At 61.1% G+C, this 18,933-nt stretch carries 18 protein-coding genes; 3 read left to right on the top strand and 15 right to left on the bottom strand.

The window, feature by feature from the left end; all coding sequences use genetic code 11:
* Positions 1-4: 4 nt before the first annotated feature.
* Both ABRP98_RS05370 and ABRP98_RS05375 read right to left on the bottom strand, forming a co-directional pair.
* Entirely contained in the window at positions 5-1,267 is a 1,263-nt protein-coding gene (locus ABRP98_RS05370; protein ID WP_349857919.1) for an FtsX-like permease family protein, read from the bottom strand.
* Entirely contained in the window at positions 1,251-1,856 is a 606-nt protein-coding gene (locus tag ABRP98_RS05375; protein WP_349857921.1) for an ABC transporter ATP-binding protein, read from the bottom strand. The genes ABRP98_RS05370 and ABRP98_RS05375 overlap by 17 nt, the downstream gene beginning before the upstream one ends.
* A gap of 112 nt (positions 1,857-1,968) precedes the next feature.
* Between ABRP98_RS05375 and ABRP98_RS05380 the strand changes: the two genes are divergently transcribed.
* A complete protein-coding gene (locus ABRP98_RS05380) occupies positions 1,969-3,165 on the top strand; it encodes a sensor histidine kinase (protein ID WP_349857923.1) in 1,197 nt (398 codons plus the stop codon).
* Positions 3,162-3,797 (top strand): response regulator, encoded by a 636-nt coding sequence (locus ABRP98_RS05385; protein ID WP_349857924.1) that lies wholly within the window; start codon positions 3,162-3,164, stop codon positions 3,795-3,797. Before ABRP98_RS05380 ends, ABRP98_RS05385 begins: the two co-directional genes overlap by 4 nt.
* 9 nt (positions 3,798-3,806) lie before the next feature.
* Here the strand turns inward: ABRP98_RS05385 and ABRP98_RS05390 are convergent, their stop codons facing one another.
* The 10 genes from ABRP98_RS05390 to ABRP98_RS05435 all read right to left on the bottom strand — a co-directional run bounded on the left by ABRP98_RS05390 (position 3,807) and on the right by ABRP98_RS05435 (position 15,529).
* Positions 3,807-4,235: a hypothetical protein gene (locus ABRP98_RS05390; protein WP_349857926.1), complete on the bottom strand. Its 429-nt coding sequence runs from the start codon at positions 4,233-4,235 to the stop codon at positions 3,807-3,809.
* 89 nt (positions 4,236-4,324) lie between these two features.
* Positions 4,325-5,368, bottom strand: coding sequence for a tRNA (adenosine(37)-N6)-threonylcarbamoyltransferase complex transferase subunit TsaD (tsaD, locus tag ABRP98_RS05395; protein WP_349857928.1), 1,044 nt, complete (start codon positions 5,366-5,368; stop codon positions 4,325-4,327).
* A complete protein-coding gene (gene rimI, locus ABRP98_RS05400; protein ID WP_349857929.1) occupies positions 5,368-5,889 on the bottom strand; it encodes a ribosomal protein S18-alanine N-acetyltransferase in 522 nt (173 codons plus the stop codon). The genes tsaD and rimI overlap by 1 nt, the downstream gene beginning before the upstream one ends.
* Positions 5,886-6,569 (bottom strand): tRNA (adenosine(37)-N6)-threonylcarbamoyltransferase complex dimerization subunit type 1 TsaB, encoded by a 684-nt coding sequence (tsaB, locus tag ABRP98_RS05405; RefSeq protein WP_349857931.1) that lies wholly within the window; start codon positions 6,567-6,569, stop codon positions 5,886-5,888. Before tsaB ends, rimI begins: the two co-directional genes overlap by 4 nt.
* Positions 6,569-7,078, bottom strand: a complete 510-nt coding sequence (locus tag ABRP98_RS05410; protein WP_284770166.1) for a hypothetical protein — start codon at positions 7,076-7,078, stop codon at positions 6,569-6,571. Before ABRP98_RS05410 ends, tsaB begins: the two co-directional genes overlap by 1 nt.
* 174 nt (positions 7,079-7,252) lie before the next feature.
* On the bottom strand, positions 7,253-8,842 hold the full coding sequence (locus ABRP98_RS05415; RefSeq protein ID WP_349857933.1) for an aspartate:alanine exchanger family transporter: 1,590 nt from the start codon (positions 8,840-8,842) through the stop codon (positions 7,253-7,255).
* Between the two features lie 88 nt (positions 8,843-8,930).
* A complete protein-coding gene (gene tsaE, locus ABRP98_RS05420; protein ID WP_349857935.1) occupies positions 8,931-9,431 on the bottom strand; it encodes a tRNA (adenosine(37)-N6)-threonylcarbamoyltransferase complex ATPase subunit type 1 TsaE in 501 nt (166 codons plus the stop codon).
* A complete protein-coding gene (gene alr / locus ABRP98_RS05425; protein ID WP_349857936.1) occupies positions 9,421-10,518 on the bottom strand; it encodes an alanine racemase in 1,098 nt (365 codons plus the stop codon). Before alr ends, tsaE begins: the two co-directional genes overlap by 11 nt.
* A gap of 112 nt (positions 10,519-10,630) precedes the next feature.
* Positions 10,631-12,502, bottom strand: a complete 1,872-nt coding sequence (gene glmS, locus ABRP98_RS05430; RefSeq protein WP_237791482.1) for a glutamine--fructose-6-phosphate transaminase (isomerizing) — start codon at positions 12,500-12,502, stop codon at positions 10,631-10,633.
* A 222-nt stretch (positions 12,503-12,724) separates the two neighbouring features.
* Positions 12,725-15,529 carry an FAD-binding and (Fe-S)-binding domain-containing protein gene (locus tag ABRP98_RS05435; protein WP_349857938.1) on the bottom strand — a complete coding sequence of 935 codons (2,805 nt, stop codon included), beginning with the start codon at positions 15,527-15,529 and terminating at the stop codon, positions 12,725-12,727.
* Between the two features lie 202 nt (positions 15,530-15,731).
* Here ABRP98_RS05435 and ABRP98_RS05440 point away from each other — a divergent pair, with 202 nt between their 5' ends.
* On the top strand, positions 15,732-16,565 hold the full coding sequence (locus ABRP98_RS05440; RefSeq protein ID WP_349857940.1) for a dienelactone hydrolase family protein: 834 nt from the start codon (positions 15,732-15,734) through the stop codon (positions 16,563-16,565).
* 16 nt (positions 16,566-16,581) lie between these two features.
* Here the strand turns inward: ABRP98_RS05440 and ABRP98_RS05445 are convergent, their stop codons facing one another.
* Genes ABRP98_RS05445 through ABRP98_RS05455 form a run of 3 tightly spaced genes read right to left on the bottom strand, consistent with a single transcriptional unit; the run spans position 16,582 to position 18,916 of the window.
* Positions 16,582-16,866, bottom strand: coding sequence for a hypothetical protein (locus ABRP98_RS05445; RefSeq protein ID WP_349857942.1), 285 nt, complete (start codon positions 16,864-16,866; stop codon positions 16,582-16,584).
* Complete coding sequence (locus tag ABRP98_RS05450; RefSeq protein WP_349857943.1) at positions 16,866-18,602, bottom strand: hypothetical protein; 1,737 nt, start codon at positions 18,600-18,602, stop codon at positions 16,866-16,868. Before ABRP98_RS05450 ends, ABRP98_RS05445 begins: the two co-directional genes overlap by 1 nt.
* A complete protein-coding gene (locus ABRP98_RS05455; RefSeq protein WP_284631332.1) occupies positions 18,602-18,916 on the bottom strand; it encodes a hypothetical protein in 315 nt (104 codons plus the stop codon). Before ABRP98_RS05455 ends, ABRP98_RS05450 begins: the two co-directional genes overlap by 1 nt.
* Positions 18,917-18,933: the final 17 nt, after the last annotated feature.

Consider the following 18,933-nt stretch of genomic DNA (forward strand, 5'->3'; position numbering starts at 1 on the left):
TCCATCAGTTTGTGCGGATCTGGACGGTTGAGCGCAGGAATCCCGCGAGAATGAGCTTGACCGCACACAGCGCAAGAAACATGGCGCCAAAAATTAGGCCGAACGGCGCCCACCACACTCCGGCAAGCCCCTCCCACAGCGCGCCTATCCCGGAATGAGAACCGGGATACAACAGCTCGTTGAGCACCGCGACCACCGCGACGCTCAAGGCGATGACTAGGACCGCAGCAGTAACAGTCAGGCAAAATGCCTCGCCCACCTGCACCCGCACCCACGCTGCTGGCGAGGCACCGGCCAACCGCAGTCCGCGAACATCGCTGGCGATGCACGAGCGCATAATAAGTGAGGTCAGCACCGCGCCAACGATGCTCGGGGCAACGACTGGGCCGAGAAACGCCGCGAAGACCTGCCCCGACGACAAGGTGTCTAAGTCGCCCATACTACTTTTGAACATCCTTATCCCCGAGCCGACCGCGACAATCAAGCCACCAAACAGCACCCACGGGACGATATGGGGCACGGAAAAGCGGCGGCGCACCCGCACATTGGCCCCGGCGATGCCGCATAGTCGCGTCCATTGGTCCACGGCGGGCATGAGCCATGGCGTCATAAATGCCACCAGGATGACCAGCCCCATGGAAGCCGCAATGCTATCGGCCGGCTCCTCTATCTGCAGGCAGCCGTACACAGCACCGCCTACCAAGCCTGCGGCCACAAGGCAGCGCACCACCACCCACACCGGGCGAGGTTCCACTCGCGGGCGAAAGACCCGGCGCAGCGGTATGAGGGCACCGCAAACCGCTGACGCCACGCACACGGACACGGCGATGCGGATGACCAGCGGGGTAATGGCCAACTCCGGCATGGGAATCCCGTCGCTGCGAAAGGCCGCAGCCATGGGTTCGACCAATAGACGCGCCGGGAAGGTCCCGATGAACGCCGCGATTGCGCTTACGGCACTCACCTGCCCCACGATGAAGCTATTGATCATCCACCCAGGCATGCCGATCATGCGCCACGAGCGGTACACGGGTTCGCGTTCCTCAATGATCAGCCGCATCTGCGACAGCGTGATCAATACGACGGCGCAGACCGCCATGCCCAGTACGGTGCCGCCGAGCGGCCCCGTGGGATCTTCGTCCGCATCCGAGGTGGCCACCAGCATCGATACCGCCAGCGCGCACGCGGCCGATGAGACCACCATGGTCAAGGCCACGGCAAGCCACGAAAGCCAATTGCTTTGTAAATCCTTAAGCCACACCAGCATGATTGGCCTCCTGGAGCTCAATGATGCGATCGGCGGCCTCTGCGGCAAGGTGCGAGTGGGTCACCATGACCACCGCGGCCCCGCCCCGTGCGGCGGTGCGGAGGTGGGTGAGGACGAGTTGGGCGGTGGCATCGTCAAGCGCGCCCGTAGGCTCATCGGCGAAGATATACGGCGCACCGGCCAGCAAGGCGCGGGCGACGGCGACGCGCTGCTGCTGACCGCCGGACAGCTGCGCGGGCAAGCGGCGCTCCAGTCCGTCAAGCCCCAAAGACGCGAAGGTTTTCTGCACCTCGTCGCGGCTGCAACGCCGACCAGAAAAGTGCGCGGTCAACGTAGCATTTTTGCGGGCGTTCAGCGATTCCAGCAGGTTATAATCCTGGAATACGAAGGCGCGCTCCGTGCGGCCCGGTGCGTTGACCGTGCCGGAACTGGGCTTATCCAGCCCGGATAGCAAGTTCAACAGCGTGGTCTTGCCGCTGCCGGATGGCCCCATAATCGCGACAAATTCCCCCGGCTCGATGCTTAGGTCCACCTCGGCGAGTGCGGTATAGCTGCCGTAGCGCTTGCTCAGATTCTGTGCTTTTAACATGCCTTCCATTCCACCGGCCGGCCCCCGCACGCGCGATGGGGAAGGCTGCCCGAAAAATGGTGGGGCTAGCTCTACTGCCACCACCCCGGCGCGGCGGCTAGGCTGAACGAATATGCGAACTGTCAAGGCCAATGGGTGGAGCCTCGTCCTCGGAATACTTGCTCTTCCGGGACTGGTGATTTCGGTGCTCATGCTGCCGTGGATTCCACTGGTCGCACGCGCCGCGGAGTCTATCGGCCGCTACGGCGCAACGTGGATGGGCGTTGATATTCCCCCGCGGCGGGCCAACAGATGGTTTGATTGGCAGCAGTTTTATCACCTTTTACTGCAGCTTCTTATTTGCGTGGCCTGCTTTGCCAACTGGGTCTCTGTCGGTTTTGTCGCGGGCGTACTGGTCATCGCGCCGTTTATTCCGCAGGCCGAGTTCAACGCCGGCGAGTGGACCACCGATAATCGCCCACTGATTTTTGTCGTGTGCTGGCTCGCGGCCGCCGTGCTCTTCGTCCTGCTGGTAGTGCTCAACCGCCTGCTGGTCAAAGCCTCCATTTCCCTCACCCGGCTCGCCCTGAGCCCCTCCGCACAGGAGTTGGCGGCCTCGCGCGCCACGCTTATTGATGCCTTTTCGGGCGAGCGCCGCCGCATCGAGCGCGAGCTCCACGATGGTCCGCAGCAGTACCTGACCGCGCTCAAGCTCAACCTGGCTGCGGCCAAACTCCAGTCCCCGCCCGAGGCCCAGCAGGCGCTTGCCGATGCCGAACATAACGCCACCCAAGCCCTATCCGCCCTGCGCGCTACCGTGCGCGGCATTGCACCGCAGGTGCTTTTCGATGACGGCCTCATCCCCGCCCTCGATGAACTCTTGGCCCACAGCGGGCTCGACGCGGAACTGCACGTTGAAGGCGCGGAGCGATCGATTGGGGAAACCACGGCGCTGCTGGCCTACCACGCGGTAGCAGAGGCGCTGACCAACGCCTCCACCCACGGCGCGGCCACCGCCGCCACCGTGTCCATATCTTTTGGCGACGATCTGCACCTCAGCGTCCGCGATAATGGCGTCGGCGGCCTCTCCGCAGGAGGAGGCCCTAGCGCGTCCGGCCCCGCGCATTCCCGTGCCGGCGTTGGTACCAGCGCCGACACAGGTGACGAAGCGACTAGCGCAAAGACCACCGGGGCAACTGCGGGCACTGGGTTGGCAGGGCTGCACGAGCGGGCAGCGGCACTAGGCGGCAGCGTCGACTTCTTTCCCGCTCACACAGAAGGACAAGGAGCAACCTTAACCATGTCACTACCGCTAAAGGAGGCCCGATGAAACTCTTATTGGCAGAAGATTCTGCCCTTTTGCGCGCCGGGCTAGAACAGCTTTTGACGGCACTGGGCCATAGCGTGACCGCTGTCAACGATGCGGAGGAATTGCGCGCCTGCGCGGGCAGTGATGACTTCGATCTGATCATTAGCGATGTCCGTATGCCGCCTACCATGAGCGATGATGGACTGCGTGCCGTGCACTATGTGCGGGCGGCAGATCCGTCGCAACCGGTGGTAGTGCTCAGCCAATACGTGGCGGCAAGCTACTTGGACCGGCTTTTAGAGCATGGCGGATTCGGCTACCTGCTCAAAGAGCGCGTATCCGATGTGGACGAATTCGTGCACACCCTCGAGGAAGTGGCGGGCGGCGGTACCGTCGTCGACCCAGAGGTGGTCACCGCCCTGCTATCCGCGCGGCGCACGGGGCTGAGCCAATTAACCGCCCGCGAACGCGAGGTTTTGGGGCTCATGGCACAAGGTTTGAGCAATCAAGAAATTGAAGACGCGCTGGTATTAACCGCAGGGGCGGTAAGCAAGCACGTGTCCAATGTTTTTCTAAAACTCGGGTTTCGTCCCGAAGACGCCAATCGCCGAGTCAAAGCGGTGCTGATGTGGCTGCGCCACACCGAGCGTTAAAAAGGGTGCTTATGCGCTCTTCGTGGAGTTGATGACCGCAGCGCGCCAGAGCGTGTACTCGTCCGGGAAATCCTCGCGGTAGTTTTTCACCGCGCGGATGCCATGCTCGACGGAAGCGATTACCTCGTCGATGGAGTCCTCCTCACCCTCAGCATCCACGAAGATGACCGGGCCGTTAATAGCGCGGATGGGATCTTGCAAAAAGGCGGAGTTTCCCGTGTCCGCGGCATTGCGGGCCAGGGAAGCAACCGGGTTGGGCTCGGCGCCTTCTTGCTTGGCTTCTGGGTTATACAGCGCGGCGTAGGTCGTACCGTCATCTTGAAAGACCACGGAGACGCGATCCTCGGTGGTGCCGCCCAAGAACTGGTTGGCGTGTTCTAACTCAAACTCGATTTTTCTGCGAGTGAGATCGGGGTTGACGAGGAAACCAACGGTCATGAGAGAAAGATCCTTTAAAGCGGAGAGGGCGTGAACGCGTTAAAGGTTACCGCCGCTTCCCCCACCCCGCAGTGCGAGGAAGAAGAACTTTAGGTTAACTGTGGCTCTTCCACATCCAGTTGCGTATCGGTGCCAATACCCAGGCTCGACGGCGCAGCCCCCTCATGAATGAGCTGGGCGCCAAGGGCTGCAATCATCACGCCGTTATCGGTGCACAGGTTAAACCGCGGCACGCGCAGCTCCACACCGGCGGCATTGCAACGCTCGGCGGCTAGCTCCCGCAGCCGGGAATTGGCCACGACGCCGCCACCGAGCAACAGCACCTTCGCCCCGGTATCCTCGCAGGCACGAATGGCCTTGGCGGTGAGTACGTCGGCCACCGCCTCTTGGAACGAGGCGCATACCTCCTCCACGGAGATGGTCTCGCCGGCCTTTTCGGCGCGCTCCACGTAGCGCGCAACGGAGGTTTTGAGCCCCGAGAAAGAGAAATCATGCCGGTGCTCGCCGCGCAGATCTTCGGCACGCGACATGCCACGGGGAAAATCGATGGTGGGTTTTCCGCGGGCGGCCAACTTATCAATGACCGGCCCGCCCGGATACCCCAGCCCTAGGAGGCGGGAGACTTTGTCGTAGGCTTCACCGGCGGCATCGTCAAGCGTGGAGCCCAATTCGCGCATGGGCTTTCCCACGGCCTCGACCTCGAGCAACTGCGTGTGCCCGCCGGAGACCAGCAGCGCGACCGAGTGCGGCAGGCTCTCGCCTTCGAGGTTGGCCACGGCGACGTGCCCGCCGAGGTGGTTGACGCCATAAAAAGGCACGTCCCACGCGGCGGCATAAGCCTTGGCTGCGGAAGCACCCACGAGCAGGGCGCCGGCCAGGCCCGGCCCGACGGTGGCAGCAATGGCATCGGGCTTATCGATGCCCGCCTCCTCCAACGCCGCCCGCATCACCTGCGGCATGGCCTCCAGGTGCGCGCGGGAGGCGATTTCTGGCACGACGCCGCCAAAGCGCGCGTGCTGCTGCATTGACGAAGCAACGGCATTGGCGATGATCTCCATGTGGCCGTCTTGGTCCAGCTCGACAATGCCCACCCCGGTCTCATCGCAGGAGGACTCGATGCCCATGACCTTCATTACTGCTCCTTTGCTTCGCGCTGGCTTGCTTGTGGCGACTGGCTGGGGCGCACCATGACGTGCGCATCCGCGCCGGAGGGCTGATAATAATTGCGGCGAATCCCCTCGATGTTAAAGCCATAGCGCCGGTATAGCTCGATGGCGGGATCGTTTCCCACACGCACCTCTAAGAAGATGGGCGCGCTTTTTAAGTCCGCGATATAGCAAATATTGTCCATCATCATGCGCGCGATGCCGCGGCGCTGGGCCTTTGGATCGACGCCGATGGTGTGGATTTCAAACTCGGGGTCCGCGGCTGGGCCCATCATGCCGATGCCGGCATAGCCCAATAAGACCGGCTCCTGGCCGTCCTCCGGCGCTGCGGGATCGAGGGCACCTTCCACCCCAAGGTAGAAGTTGAAGGGCTGGGCCATTTCTTGCTTAAATACCGCTTCCGTCCACGGGGTTTCACCAGGAAAAAGCACCTTTTCCAGCTCGGCGCAGCGCGGGGCATCGGCAGGGGTGAGCTCGCGCAGGTTCACAAGCGCACCTCTGGAATGGCCGCGGAAAGCTGCTGCTTTTTGGGAGGAACCGCATCGGGCCGGCGCAGGTACAACGGTACGAATGGCTCCGGATCCGCGTCGAGCCGCGCGACGGCCACCAGGCCCTCTGCAGTGGGCGCGGCTTCGCTGCGTGGCAGCGCAGCAAGTTCCTCCGGCAACCCCTCAGCAAGCTTCTCCGGGATGACCACCTGCGCGACGTCTCGCACGTCAAGCTCCCCCGGCTTCGAAACGTCCGGGCCGGTAACGCGTTGTCCCGCGCGGTAGGTAGCCCAATAGATTTCCTTGCGGCGGGCATCGGTAGCAACCAGCGCCGCGTCCCTTTCATCGGCTGCATCGGCCCCAGCTAGCGTGGCGTGCGCGATGGCATCGTGGGTGCAGACGCCGTGGAGGGGGATGGAGAGGGCATCGGCAAGCGCCTGCGCCGTGGCCATGCCAACGCGCAAGCCGGTAAAGGGGCCAGGGCCCATGCCCGCAACGATGGCGTCGAGGTCGTCGAGCTCCAGCCCGGCCTCGCTCATCATCTCAAGGATGGTGGGCATGAGCCGTTCATTGTGCGCGCGCGTATCGGCCAGCACGCGCTGTGTTATCTGCCCAGACTCGGTGTCGACTACCCCAGTGACCAGGGCGGTCGTCGCCGTATCAATGGCCAGGACGTGCATTAGCCGACCAGCTTCCACACGCCGTCTTCGCTCTGGAAGGCCAGCGGCTGGGAGCCCTGAACCAGCGGAACCCCGCCGTCGAGCCCGTGGCCCTGCTGCTCCATGGCCTTAACCTGAGCGTTGATCATCTCGCAGACCTCAACCTCGGAGGAATCCAATTCCTCTACATAGGGATCAACGTTGTGGCCCAGGGCCATGACGTAGCTCTTGCCCTCAGGGACGACGCCGTCCTCGAAGGTGATGTCATCAGGGTTCGGGGCGGCTTCCTTGACCTTGTCTTCCGCCATGCCGGAGCAAATGAAGCCGATGGCGCTGTAGTCGGCGCCGTAGACATCAGACGGGATGAGCGACATTACCTCGAGGTTCCGCGGGGCATGCTGCAAGGTATTGGTGAGGTTGCCTTCCAAGGAATCCTCATCACGCAGGGTAGCCCCGGCAACGAGCACCATCATCACAATGATAAATAGCGCGATAATGGTCGTGGTCAGGTTGCGAGCAAACTTAGTCATGGGGTGAGTAACGCTCCTCGGGTCAAGGGGGTCCTATATGTACATATGGTGAAGTGATTGTCAGTTCTATTACCGAGGCTACTCGGCGGCCAACAAGCACTCACCCACTGGGTAGTGCCTGCCAGTGTAGGCGGCTTACCCAGTGGGTGAATAATTAGCGCGGGGCATATGGGGCTAAAGCAATAACAATAGCAGCACCTGAGCGGCGATAATCTTGCCAATGATAGTGGTGGGATACACCGTTGCCCAGCCGCGCCCAGCGAGCTCCGTGCCGGTTTGGCCCCGGATATAGGCAAATACTGCCGGGTTCGTGGTCATGCCGGCCGCACAGCCCATGGCCTCGTCCCACTTCAAGCGCAACACTAGCATGCCGATGACGCCGATAAGGATGGCCGATACCAAGGTAATGATAAAGCCAACGCCGATGATGGTCAGCGAGGACGGATCTGTCAGGGCATCGCGGAACGATGCGCCTGCCGATGTCCCCACGCCCGCCAGGAAGAGCGTCAGCCCCAGGTTCGAAAGTGTTTCCCTGGTATGGAAGGGCATCTGCCAATTGATGGGGCCGGTGCGGTTCAGGTAGCCGAGGATGAGGCCGACCACGACGGGACCGCCACCAAAGCCCAGCTGCAGGGTCGATCCGCCCGGCATAGGGATGGGGATAAGGCCCAGCAACATACCCAGGGTCAGACCGATGGACATGGATAGGAGGTCAGCGTTGCCAAGCGCCGATTCGGAATCGCCCAAGTACTTGCGCACCGCGCGCACGTGGTGCGAGCTACACACCACGCGCACGCGGTCGGAGTAATTCAGCACCATATCCGGGTGCGGGACCTCATCGCTATCGCCCTTGCGCACGCGGGCGATAATAAAGCCGTGCTCGAGCGCATCGATATCGCGGATGCGCTTTCCCGCCACCTTCGGGTTCGACACGGTCACACGCTTATATTGCAAGCCCGCCTCTGGGGTGAGCTCGACGGGGTATTCCTCACCGAGCACCTCGATGGCACCGGCGACGTCTTTTTCGGAGCCATTAATAAGGAATGCCTCGCCCTTGCGCAGGGGCATATCCGGCTGTGCCAGACGGTGATTTTCCATATCGGAGATCTCGCGGGTGGCCACCACACTATGTCCGGTTACTTGGTACAGGTGCCCGGCCGTATCCGGGAAGTCTTTGGTCAGCCGCACGCCTTTGGCTACCAGTGGAGCGGGAATCATCCCCTCTTCCTTGGCGTCCGCCTCGTGGTCTACCTTGAGAACCTTCGCGCCGATGGCGGCGACCAGGATCGCGCCGATAACCGCGCCTGGATAAGCCAGCGAATAGCCGACGACTGGGGTGGAATTGCCCAGCATATCCACCACAGCCGCCATACCTGGCGTGGACGACAGCGAACCGGCAAACATACCGGCGGCCACATCGGTTTCGAGGCCGAATACGCGGATGAGCCCGAAACCCACGCCGACCAACAGGACCAACATGCCGATCATAAAGACGGTCAGCTTCCAGCCACGGGTAGCAAATTCGCGGACGAACGACGGCCCGAAATTAAGGCCAATGGCATAAACAAAAATGGCCAAGCCGAATTGATACACCAGCGGTGGAATCTGGATATCCGGATTGGCGGTAGAAAGCCCGAGCGCCACGAACATCGCTGCCGCGGCGCCAAGAGAGATGCCAAAGAATTTGATTTTGCCGATGGCCAAACCAATGGCCATGATGGCAAAAAGGGCGAGCAGAGGACTAGAGGCTAGGAGATCTAACACCCTTTAAGGATCCCGCACCTTAAATACCTAAAGCAACTTGACGCCCTAAGATGTCCATCACTTATACCTTGAAATTAATGAGACCTAGCTAATCATTGTGTCGCCACGACCAGCTAACGCGCCGCACGTCCTCATCTGCGTCGGCAAACTCCGCCGGTTCGCGGTCGATGCTGACAAAGAGGTACCTATCTGCGATCTGCTCGATGAGGCCGCCGCCCCATTCGGCGACGACGACGGCATCGGCAAGCTCGGTATCCAAATCCAAGGCATCCAGCTCCCCCAGGGGATCGCCGGAATTGGCCCCGCCCTCATCCAAGAGGCGGTAGGCGTCCACGTGCACTAGGTCCGGTCCCCCAACCCGGGAGCGGTGCACGCGGGCGATGACGAATGTGGGCGAGGTAATCCGGCCCTTGACCTGCATGCCCTGCGCAATCCCCTGGGTGAAGGTGGTCTTCCCCGCACCCAATGGGCCGTCCAGGATAACGACATCGTCGGCTTCTAGCGCGGCGCCCAGTTCCTTGCCGCAGGCGTGGGTCTGTTCCACCGTTGCGAGATCGCGGGTTCCAGACTCCGGAAAATTACTGCGCATCGGCCTCTCCTATATATTCGCGTTCGGTGCGGCCGGTGGGCCGGCACACCACTTCATAGTTGATGGTGCCCACGGCATCAGCAAGCTCGGTGGCAGACATGCCACCCTGTCCAAAGATGGTGACCTCATCACCGGGGGCAATACCGTGCGGGTTATCTCCTAGATCCACCACTATTTGGTCCATGCACACCCGGCCTACCTGGGGATAAAGCCGCCCGCTGATGCCCACCTGAAGGTGGCCCTGGTACGCCCGCGGCAGGCCATCGGCATAGCCACAATCCACCGTGGCTAGGAAACCCGGCTTATCCGCGCTCCAGGTACGCCCGTAACTGGTGGCCTCACCCTTATCGATCGGCTTAAGCCCAAAGACGGTTCCGGACCACGTCATTGCAGGGCACAATCCATGGTCCCGCCCCGCGATGGGCTCGAGCCCATAGCACGCGATACCCACCCGCACCTGCTCAAAGTGCGCCGATGGGCGCGAGAGCGTGGCCGGCGAATTAGCCAAATGATTGACCGTACACTCCAGACCCGCCGCGTGCGCCGCATCCAGGGCGCGCCGAAACTCTTCTTCCTGGGTGTCATTATGCGCGTTATCCGGATCGTCGGCGCAGGCAAAGTGGGACATGAGGCCTAGGACGGTGATATGCGGGGCATCCCGCAGCAGCGCAAAGACCTCGTCCCAGTCCGCCTTATCCACCCCGGAGCGGTGCATTCCGGTTTCAACCTTGATATAGATTTCGGCGGGAATCTCTGCTTCTACCAGCTTCTGCGCCTGCGCCGGGGAATTGACCGCAATCTGGATGCCAGAGGCTAGGGCCTCTTCAAGCACCTGATCCGACTGCCAGATCCACGCCGCAATGGGCGAATACACACCCATACGCCGCAGCTGCACGGCTTCTGTCAGCGTGGCGACGCCAATAGAATCCGCCCCTGCTTCCAGCATCACGGGCACGACCCTTTCTGCCCCGTGCCCGTAAGCATCCGCCTTCACCACGCACATCAGCTTGACGTCTGGGCCGATCTTCTCCTTAATCAGCCGCACATTATGCGCGATGGCAGCAAGGTCAATTGTGGTTTTCAGCATGCCACTATTGTGCCACTTTCCACCCGCGCGCTGAATTTACTGCAGATACGCATAAACCCCTCCCCCGCCCGTGCAAGCAAGGGTGAGAAAGGGGCTTGAGGCGCCGGAAAGGTTATTCCACGGTCACGGACTTAGCCAGGTTGCGCGGCTGGTCAACGTCATAGCCCTTGGACTTTGCCACGTGTGCGGCAAAGATCTGCAGGGGCACCGTAGCAAGCAGCGGCTGCATCAACGTCGGCGCCTTTGGCACGCGGATGACGTGGTTAGCGTAATCCTCTACCGCGGTATCGTCTTCTTCTGCGATCACGATGGTAATGGCACCGCGGGCGCGGATTTCCTGGATATTGGATACCACCTTGGAGTGCAGCGAATCGCGCCCGCGCGGGGAGGGCACGATGACAAAGACCGGCTGCCCCTCCTCAATCAGCGCGATCGGGCCGTGCTTGAGCTCGCCGGCGGCAAAGCCTTCTGCGTGCAGGTAAGCGATCTCCTTGAGTTTCAGCGCGCCTTCAAGAGCAACCGGGAAGCCTACGTGGCGGCCCAAGAAGAGCACGGATTCCGCATCCTTCATGGAGTTAGCCAGGCCGGCTACTTGCTCTTCTTCATCGATAACGCTTTGTACCTTGTCCGGCATATTGCGCAGCTCAGCAAGAACTCCCTGAATCTCATCGGAGAACATATTCCCGCGCAGCTGTGCCAAGTACAGGCCCAGCAGGTAGGTCGCGGTAATCTGCGCCAAGAAAGCCTTGGTGGAGGCCACCGCGATTTCGGGCCCCGCGTGGGTGTAGAGCGCCGCATCGGATTCGCGCGGAATGGACGAGCCCTGCGTATTGCAGATGGCGATGACCTTCGCGCCCTGCTGGCGGGCGTGGCGCACGGCCATCAGGGTATCCATGGTCTCGCCGGACTGGGACAAGGCCACGACCAAGGTCTTCTCGTTGACGATCGGATCGCGGTAGCGGAACTCGTGGGCGAGCTCGACCTCGGTGGGGATGCGGCACCAGTGCTCGATGGCGTACCGCGCCACATGCCCGGCATAGGCCGCCGTGCCGCAGGCGATCACGATGATCTTATCGATGGACTTCAAGACCGACTCATCGATGCGCAAGTCATCCAAGGTCAGCTGGCCCTGCTCATCAAAGCGGCCCAACAGGGTATCGCGCACGGCGGCAGGCTGGTCGTGGATTTCCTTTTCCATGAAGGAATCAAAGCCACCCTTTTCAGCGGCGGCCGCGTCCCACTTGATCTCAAAGGACTTGCCCTCGGTGGGGTTGCCGTCGTAGTCAGTAATGACGACATCATCAGCGGTGATGGTGACCACCTGGTCATTGTCCATTTCCACTGCGGACTTGGTGTAGTCAATAAAGCCCGATACGTCAGAGCCCAAGAAGTTCTCGCCCTCACCCAAGCCGATGACCAAGGGCGAATCGCGGCGGGCAGCAACGATGCGATCCGGCTGGTCAGCGTGAATAGCCAGCAGGGTAAACGCACCGTCGAGGCGCTTAGCGGTCAGCTGCATTGCCTTGGTGAGGTCACCGGCGGCGTCGTTGTGGAAAACATCGCCAAGCAAGGCCGCGGCAACTTCAGTATCGGTTTCAGAAACGAAGTTGTAGCCCTTGTTCAAGAGCTCAGTCCGCAGCTCCGCGAAGTTTTCGATGATGCCGTTGTGCACCACGGCCAGCTTGCCACCGTCAACGACGTGCGGGTGTGCATTGAGATCGGTCGGACCACCGTGGGTGGCCCAACGGGTGTGCCCGATTCCCAAAACGGAATCCTTCAACGGACGAGCTGCGATCTCATCATCCAAGGCAGCAACCTTGCCCGCCTTCTTCCGCCAACCGATTTCCCCATCGGCGTACATCGCCACACCAGCGGAGTCATAGCCGCGGTATTCCAGTCTGTGCAGACCTTCCACGACTACATCCAGAGCGAAGTATTCGCGGTCACCGCTAGCGTGACCAACATATCCAACAATTCCACACATAAAAAGGAATCCTACCTCATTGGTCAACACGAACCGAGGGTTGGACTAGGGCCTGTTATTTATGACCGCATACTAATTCGGGCCGTTTATAGTTACCGAAAACTGGCCTGCACACCGCTAGTTTTTGCCCGTTCGGTGAGCAGCCCTCCCGCGCTGCAGCTGACCGGGTTGTGGGAGAGAAGGGGCATCGGCAAGCAGCCGCGCCCCTTCCCTGCCGGACCGTTAGCGGGTAGCGCGCTCCAGCATCTCCAGGACATGGTGGTAATCCTCGCCGGTGGCGCGGGACATGCCCAGCTCACACGTGCGGTTGGTCGAAGCGTGATACTGCGCCCCCAGCTCCGTGACCTGGGCGGCCTCGGCGCGGGTGGCGGACTCCGTGAGCTCTGGGTGGAGCATGCCGCGGTCGCCGGCATAACCACAGCAATTCCAGGCGGTGGGGATATGCACCTCCGTAGCTGCGGCCCGGGCGACCTTTTCCACATCGCCCATCATGCCGAGCTGGAACGCCGAACAGGTCGGGTGAATCGTCATAGACTCCACCGGCTGGGTGGTCTCGAGGCGCGGTAGCAGCGTATCGGCGGTAAAGCTCAGCGCATCGATGACGGTAATGCCAATGGATTCCAGCATCTCCTGGAAGCCCGCGGTACAGCTGGACGCGTCCACAATCACGGGAAGGCGGGCGTTATCGGTAGCCTCCATGATGCTCTCGCGCACGCGCTGCTCCATAATGTCGTGGCCCTTGCGCATGCCCTTTGAGGACCATGGCGTTCCACAGCAGAGCTTTTCGATGCCCTTGGGAACCTCCAGCGCTATCCCCGCCCGCTCCAAGACGGTAACGAAGGCTTCCGTCGCTCCCATGCCTTCGCCTTGCGGGGCGAACATGGAGTTTACGCAGGCTGGAAGGTAGATTCCCGAGGTCTCAGCGTAGCGATCGCCCACGCGCCCGGCCAGGCGCTCGCGGGACTTGCCGCCCTTACCTAACTCCGGTTGGTATCCCGGCACAGAATCGGGGCCGACGAGCGAGCGGGCCACATCGGTGACCTTCGTGACCAGCTGCGCCGGCAGCATATGCGCGCCGGTCAGCGCCGTTGCCGCACCGCGGCTAGTAACCTGCCAATTCTTGGCGGCAGTGGACCAGACCTTTTCTTCTGCGGCCCCGGCCTTCTCGTGGCGCAGCTTCTTGATAAATTTACCGGTATCAATGCCCACCGGGCAGGCGGTTAAGCACATGGAATCCACGGCGCACGTATCGATGCCCATGTACTCATAAGCCTCATCAAGTTCTGCAACCAAGTGCGCATCGCCACTTTCCTGCGCCCGCTGGCGGGCACGACGCACCACGATGCGCTGGCGCGGGGTCAAGGTGAGATCCCTGGACGGGCAGACCGGCTCGCAATAGCCGCACTCAACGCACGGGTCGATTTCCTCCTCCACCGTGGGGTTGAGCTTGATATTTGTAATGTGTGCATCGGGGTCATCGTCTAAGATGACGCCTGGGTTCATGGTCCCAGCGGGATCGCAGGCGCGCTTGAGCAACTGCATGACCTCGTAAAGCTCATCGCCGTACTGGCGGCGCACATACGGGGCCATGGCGCGGCCGGTACCGTGCTCGGCCTTGAGGTTTCCCTCCGCCGAAAGCACCAAGTCCACCATTTCCTCATTGAAGTTGTTATAACGGCCAATGGCGCTATCGCCTTCGAAGCGGTCCGTTAGAAGGAAGTGGATATTGCCATCTTTCGCGTGGCCGAAAATGACCGCATCATCGTAGGAATAGCGGGTAAAAAGCTCCTGCAAGGAAGAACAAGTATCGGCCAAATCCCCCACCGGCACCACAACGTCTTCCAAGAGCGCCGTGGTTCCTGAGGGCCTCGCTTCTGCCACCTGGGCATACAAGCCCTTGCGGAAGTTCCACGCGGCGGTGCGGGTGGGAATATCGGCAGAAAACTCCGCCGGCGATTGCAGGTCCAATTCGCGCAATAGGGACGAGCCCTTGTTTTCTTTTTCCCGCAGCTCCTCCTTGTCATCGGATTGGTACTCGATGAGCAGCGCGGCCTGTGAATCCACGTCGAATCCGGTAATGGCCTGCGGGACCTTATCAAAGCCTTGCCCCACGCGAATGGAGGCAGAATCCATCAGCTCCAGGGTGGCGGCACCGGTCTCCACCAAGGACGGCAATGCCTTCGTAGCGGCGGAGAGATTATTAAAGACCGCCACGGTAGTCGTCGTGAGGGAAGAGATGTGCACGGTACGAAAGACCGCTTCCGCGATAAACGCGAGCGTTCCTTCAGAGCCCACCAAAAGGTGCTCAAAAAGCTTGACGGGGCTATCAAAATCCAGGAAGGAATTAAGCCCGTAGCCCATCGTATTTTTCAGCTGGAAGTGGCGGCGGATGATATCTACTGATTCCTGGTTATCGCGCACGCGGCGCTGCAGGCGGATGAGCGTATCCACCAGCTCGGGTTCTTGCGCCTGAAATTGCCGGTCCGCATCCGCGTCCGCAGTATTGATCACCGTGCCTGAAGGCAAGACAAAGGTCAGCGATTCCAAGGTGTTGTAGGTATTAAACTCGGTGCCGCAGGCCATGCCGGAAGAATTATTCGCCACCACGCCTCCGATGGTGCAGGCCGCCTCGCTCGCCGGGTCCGGGCCGAGCTTGCGGTTGCGCAGCCCCAAACGCGCATTGACCTGGCGCACGGTTGCCCCTGGCTGCACGCGCACCCGCTTGCCGTCATCGAGGACTTCTATGCCCCGGAAATGCTTGCGCACATCCACCAGGTAGCCCTCGCCGGAGGCCTGGCCAGCCAAGGAGGTACCACCCGAGCGCAAGGTCACCGGAATACCGTGCTGCCGCCCCGCTTTGAAAATGGCAGCCACGTGTTCTGCCGAGCGCGCTTCAATCACGGCCTTCGGGGTGTAGAGGTAGTGCGAGGCATCGGAGGCATAGGCCACCCTGTCGATGATGCCGGTCTTTACCTCCGGCCCATCCTGCGAAAATAATTGGTCGATCTTAAGGGTGCCGGTAGTCATATGCGGCGACCTGCCTTCCCAGAGAAGCATAGAGAATGTTACCTAGTGCACATTTTCGCCTGCTTTCTCGCCGGCGCGCAAGTAAGGCAACCCATATAACTTCGGCGCCGCGCACCCCTTTTGGCCTCCGCGAATCCCCCGCATGTGCCACTCGCCACCCCTTGCCACCAGCACGGGGTGATCTTCATCTATCCTAGAATGCGTGTCTGCGAATTTGAATAAACACCTCGGAACATTATCGAAGCGTGGCCGCAACCGCGTGCTGGTTGGCGACCTCGATTATGCAGGTATTACCGGCAAGGTTTATACCCCTGCGGAAGGCCAAGGCCTGCCCGCCGTCGCCTTTGGCCACGACTGGATGCACAAAATCAAGGATTACCACGCCACGCTGCGCCACCTCGCCAGCTGGGGCATCGTCGTGGTCGCCCCCAATTCTGAGACCGGCATGTTCCCTGACCACCGCAACCTGTCTGCAGACATGGAATCTGCGTTGCAGATCGCCGCTGGGGTAAAACTCGGAACCGGCAATATTACCGTATCGCCGGGCAAGCTCGGCATGATTGGCCACGGCATGGGCGGCGGTACCGCGGTTTTGAGCGCGGTTGATAACCCGAAGGTCAAGGCCGTCGCGGCTATTTATCCCGCCGTGACCGCCCCGTCCGCCGTCGAGGCCGCCCGCAGCCTCGATACGCCGGGCCTAGTCATTGGCTCTGGTCGCGATGACATTTTCAATGCCGGAAACCCCGCCAAGCTGGCCTATAACTGGCGCGGCCAGGTGGCCTACCGGGCCATCGACAAGGGCACGCAGGCTGGCTTTAGCGAAGATCGCTTCCGCAAATTGGCCATCGGTTCCGGCGCCTTCCAATCCGGCCCCACCGAAATCGCCCGCGGCCTCGTCACCGGTTTCTTGCTCTCCACCCTTGCCGGCGAGTCCGCCTATGACGGCTTTGCGGATCCGGAGGCGAGTGCAAAGAAGGTAGAAAGCTTTACCGGCGATGAACTGGCCAAGCGCGCCGGCGTTTCCCGCGATGACTAAAAGCTAACTCGCTGAACTAGACCTTTCCACGTCGCAGCACAGATTTCACCTGCCCCGATGCGTTATTGCCACGCGTTGGGGCAGCAGCATTTCGGCGCCACGTTCCAGCAGCTGCTTGCCGATGCCCCATCGCATCACCTTCCCTTCCCCCATGCTGCTCATTTTTGGCCTGTTGGACGGCCTTGGCCGTGGACTTTTCTAGCTCGTCTTGGGCCTTAGCCAGGCTTTTTTCAAATTCCAACATGCGTCGCGCGGTGCGCTCGCGAAATCCCTGCGCGAATTCTGCAAAATCGTTATTCATTACCACTGCCCTGCCTTTCGTGCAGTCACGGATGGTTCGTCTGAGTCTGGCACTGGCGCAGGCTGGGAATCAGCCTCGGGAGCAGGAGTAGGTGCCGGGGCCGGTGGCTGTTCAGGTTCCGGTGCTGGCGCTGGTGCTGGCTCAGGTTGAGGCTGCGGCTCTGGCGCAGGTGCTCCAGCTCCAGCGGCTTCTGCTGCTTGCAGGTGCTGTACCTTTTCTGGTGGCGGGGCAGGCTCTTCCACCTGGGGAAGCTCCGGGGGTGGCTCAATTGTTCCGTCTTCCGGGCACGGTTCAGGCTCGGGTTCGGGTTGAGGCTCAGGTTCTGGGCACGGCTCCGGCTCCGGTTCCGGTTCTGGCTCTGGCTCAGGACAAGGTTCTGGTTCCGGCTCCGGTACGGGCTCGGGTTCCGGCTCAGGCGCAGGCTCCGGTCCTGGGGCCGGGCAATCGGCATCCGCGATATTTTCTAGGCATTCTGCAGCGCCCTCAATGATGAGGCCTACACCCACCAAAGCAATTCCTGCCCCAACGATTCCCAAGCTGCCGCTGCAGGAGGACTCGATGTCACAAGCTGCATCTTCTTCCACTGCAGCCGGTGCTGTTGGTTCCTCTTCGCACTCAGTATCCTCTGGCACAGGCTCAGGGACTGGGTCCTGTTCAGGCTGGGGTGCGGGTTGTTCCTGTTGTTCCGGTGGGCAATCTTGTGGTTTCGGTTCTGGTTCGGGCTTTGGATCTGGGTCCGCATGCGCCGGCGTGGTCGTGGATTCGGTCGGTTGAGGATCATTGTTCACCGAACCGCGGCACTGTTGGCACTGGCACTCGGAAGGATGCTGCTCAGGTGTGGGTTCAGGTGCTGGCTGTGGAGCCGGTGCTGGCTTTGGATCTGGTAGTGGTGCCGGTTTCGGATCTGGCTTTGGTTCCGGCATCGGCTCCGGCTTGGGCGGGCATTCAGCGGTGGAAGCGGGCTGCGTTGGTTGCGCTGGCTGTGGCGGGTTGGTGGCGGTGTCGCCCCCGCCATTGGGCATCGGCCGCGTGGGGTCTGGCGTATCTGTGCACTTTTCCACCGGTGGTGGGCAGGAATCCTCCTCGGCCTCTGCTGGCTCGGGGCATTCCTCAGGCAGAGGACGATCGCAGACGCATTCGCACCGGGATTCGAACTCGTCGTAACAGGATTCAATGGCATCATCGCGGTCCCGGCACGTGCTGGCGATAGAGTCATTGGTGTCATCGATGATTTTCGAACCAATGGTAGACACGATGGGAATAATGAACTTGGCCAGCGGGTGTCTGGTAGCCACCATGGACAAGATATTGAGCAGTGGGATGACCGCAGAGATCAGCTCGGTCAGTGCGGTATCGGAGGTATCGACGACATCGGAAATAGCGCCCGAGCATTGCTTGGCAGAGTCCGTAAGCTGCCTGCCTTCATCACGGTGGATATCAAAGTCTTTTTGAATGCCCGCCAGGTGCTCGCGCAAGGTTCCATGGGCAATCTCAGAGTCATCCGTGCGCAGGAAATCCGCAAGCCCCTTCCCGCCGCCGTGCGGGAGATTTCCTCCCACCGCGGAGATGGTATGGCGCAGTATGTTTTGTGGGGCGATGCCATCTACCGCGCTGATGAGCTCACCTAGAAGCCCCAATGGCATGCTCGGACCGGAGTAATGTCCCAGGCAGGCCAATTGGAACTGCGAAATGGCGGCGGAATAATCCCCTAAAAGCGATTTAGTCAACGTACTCACTAGTCCACGGCCTTTCCGCTCTCTCCTGCAAAGGAGCGGCTAAAGCCGGCATCGTACGTGGCGAATGCGCGCATCTGATCGTGCGCTGCCTGACCTGTGGCAGAGATATTGTCTAAGCGCCACGTTCCATTGTCATGAATGCGCGCGAGGATGCTGCGTATGCGCTCCCCGTGGCCGGAAAAATTCCGCCCAGCCGAGGCAACGGGAAAGTCTGGAACATCGGCGCGGTGGGCTTGGCGCTGTTCATCGTTGGCGCTTATAGCTTGTTGTAGTGCGGACATCGCCTCTGCGGGGCGAAGAAAAACCTCAGACATCGGTATATATCCCCAAA

Origin of the sequence: Corynebacterium sp. KPL2838, assembly GCF_040225455.1 — a bacterium.
Taxonomy (GTDB): domain Bacteria; phylum Actinomycetota; class Actinomycetes; order Mycobacteriales; family Mycobacteriaceae; genus Corynebacterium; species Corynebacterium rhinophilum.

Excerpts from the sequence above, each read along its gene's own strand:
- ABRP98_RS05370 (WP_349857919.1), bottom strand. The coding sequence starts at position 1,267 with ATGCTGGTGTGGCTTAAGGATTTACAAAGCAATTGGCTTTCGTGGCTT.
- ABRP98_RS05375 (WP_349857921.1), bottom strand. The coding sequence starts at position 1,856 with ATGTTAAAAGCACAGAATCTGAGCAAGCGCTACGGCAGCTATACCGCA.
- ABRP98_RS05380 (WP_349857923.1), top strand. The coding sequence starts at position 1,969 with ATGCGAACTGTCAAGGCCAATGGGTGGAGCCTCGTCCTCGGAATACTT.
- ABRP98_RS05385 (WP_349857924.1), top strand. The coding sequence starts at position 3,162 with ATGAAACTCTTATTGGCAGAAGATTCTGCCCTTTTGCGCGCCGGGCTA.
- ABRP98_RS05390 (WP_349857926.1), bottom strand. The coding sequence starts at position 4,235 with ATGACCGTTGGTTTCCTCGTCAACCCCGATCTCACTCGCAGAAAAATC.
- tsaD (WP_349857928.1), bottom strand. The coding sequence starts at position 5,368 with ATGAAGGTCATGGGCATCGAGTCCTCCTGCGATGAGACCGGGGTGGGC.
- tsaB (WP_349857931.1), bottom strand. The coding sequence starts at position 6,569 with ATGCACGTCCTGGCCATTGATACGGCGACGACCGCCCTGGTCACTGGG.
- ABRP98_RS05410 (WP_284770166.1), bottom strand. The coding sequence starts at position 7,078 with ATGACTAAGTTTGCTCGCAACCTGACCACGACCATTATCGCGCTATTT.
- tsaE (WP_349857935.1), bottom strand. The coding sequence starts at position 9,431 with ATGCGCAGTAATTTTCCGGAGTCTGGAACCCGCGATCTCGCAACGGTG.
- alr (WP_349857936.1), bottom strand. The coding sequence starts at position 10,518 with ATGCTGAAAACCACAATTGACCTTGCTGCCATCGCGCATAATGTGCGG.
- glmS (WP_237791482.1), bottom strand. The coding sequence starts at position 12,502 with ATGTGTGGAATTGTTGGATATGTTGGTCACGCTAGCGGTGACCGCGAA.
- ABRP98_RS05435 (WP_349857938.1), bottom strand. The coding sequence starts at position 15,529 with ATGACTACCGGCACCCTTAAGATCGACCAATTATTTTCGCAGGATGGG.
- ABRP98_RS05445 (WP_349857942.1), bottom strand. The coding sequence starts at position 16,866 with ATGAATAACGATTTTGCAGAATTCGCGCAGGGATTTCGCGAGCGCACC.
- ABRP98_RS05455 (WP_284631332.1), bottom strand. The coding sequence starts at position 18,916 with ATGTCTGAGGTTTTTCTTCGCCCCGCAGAGGCGATGTCCGCACTACAA.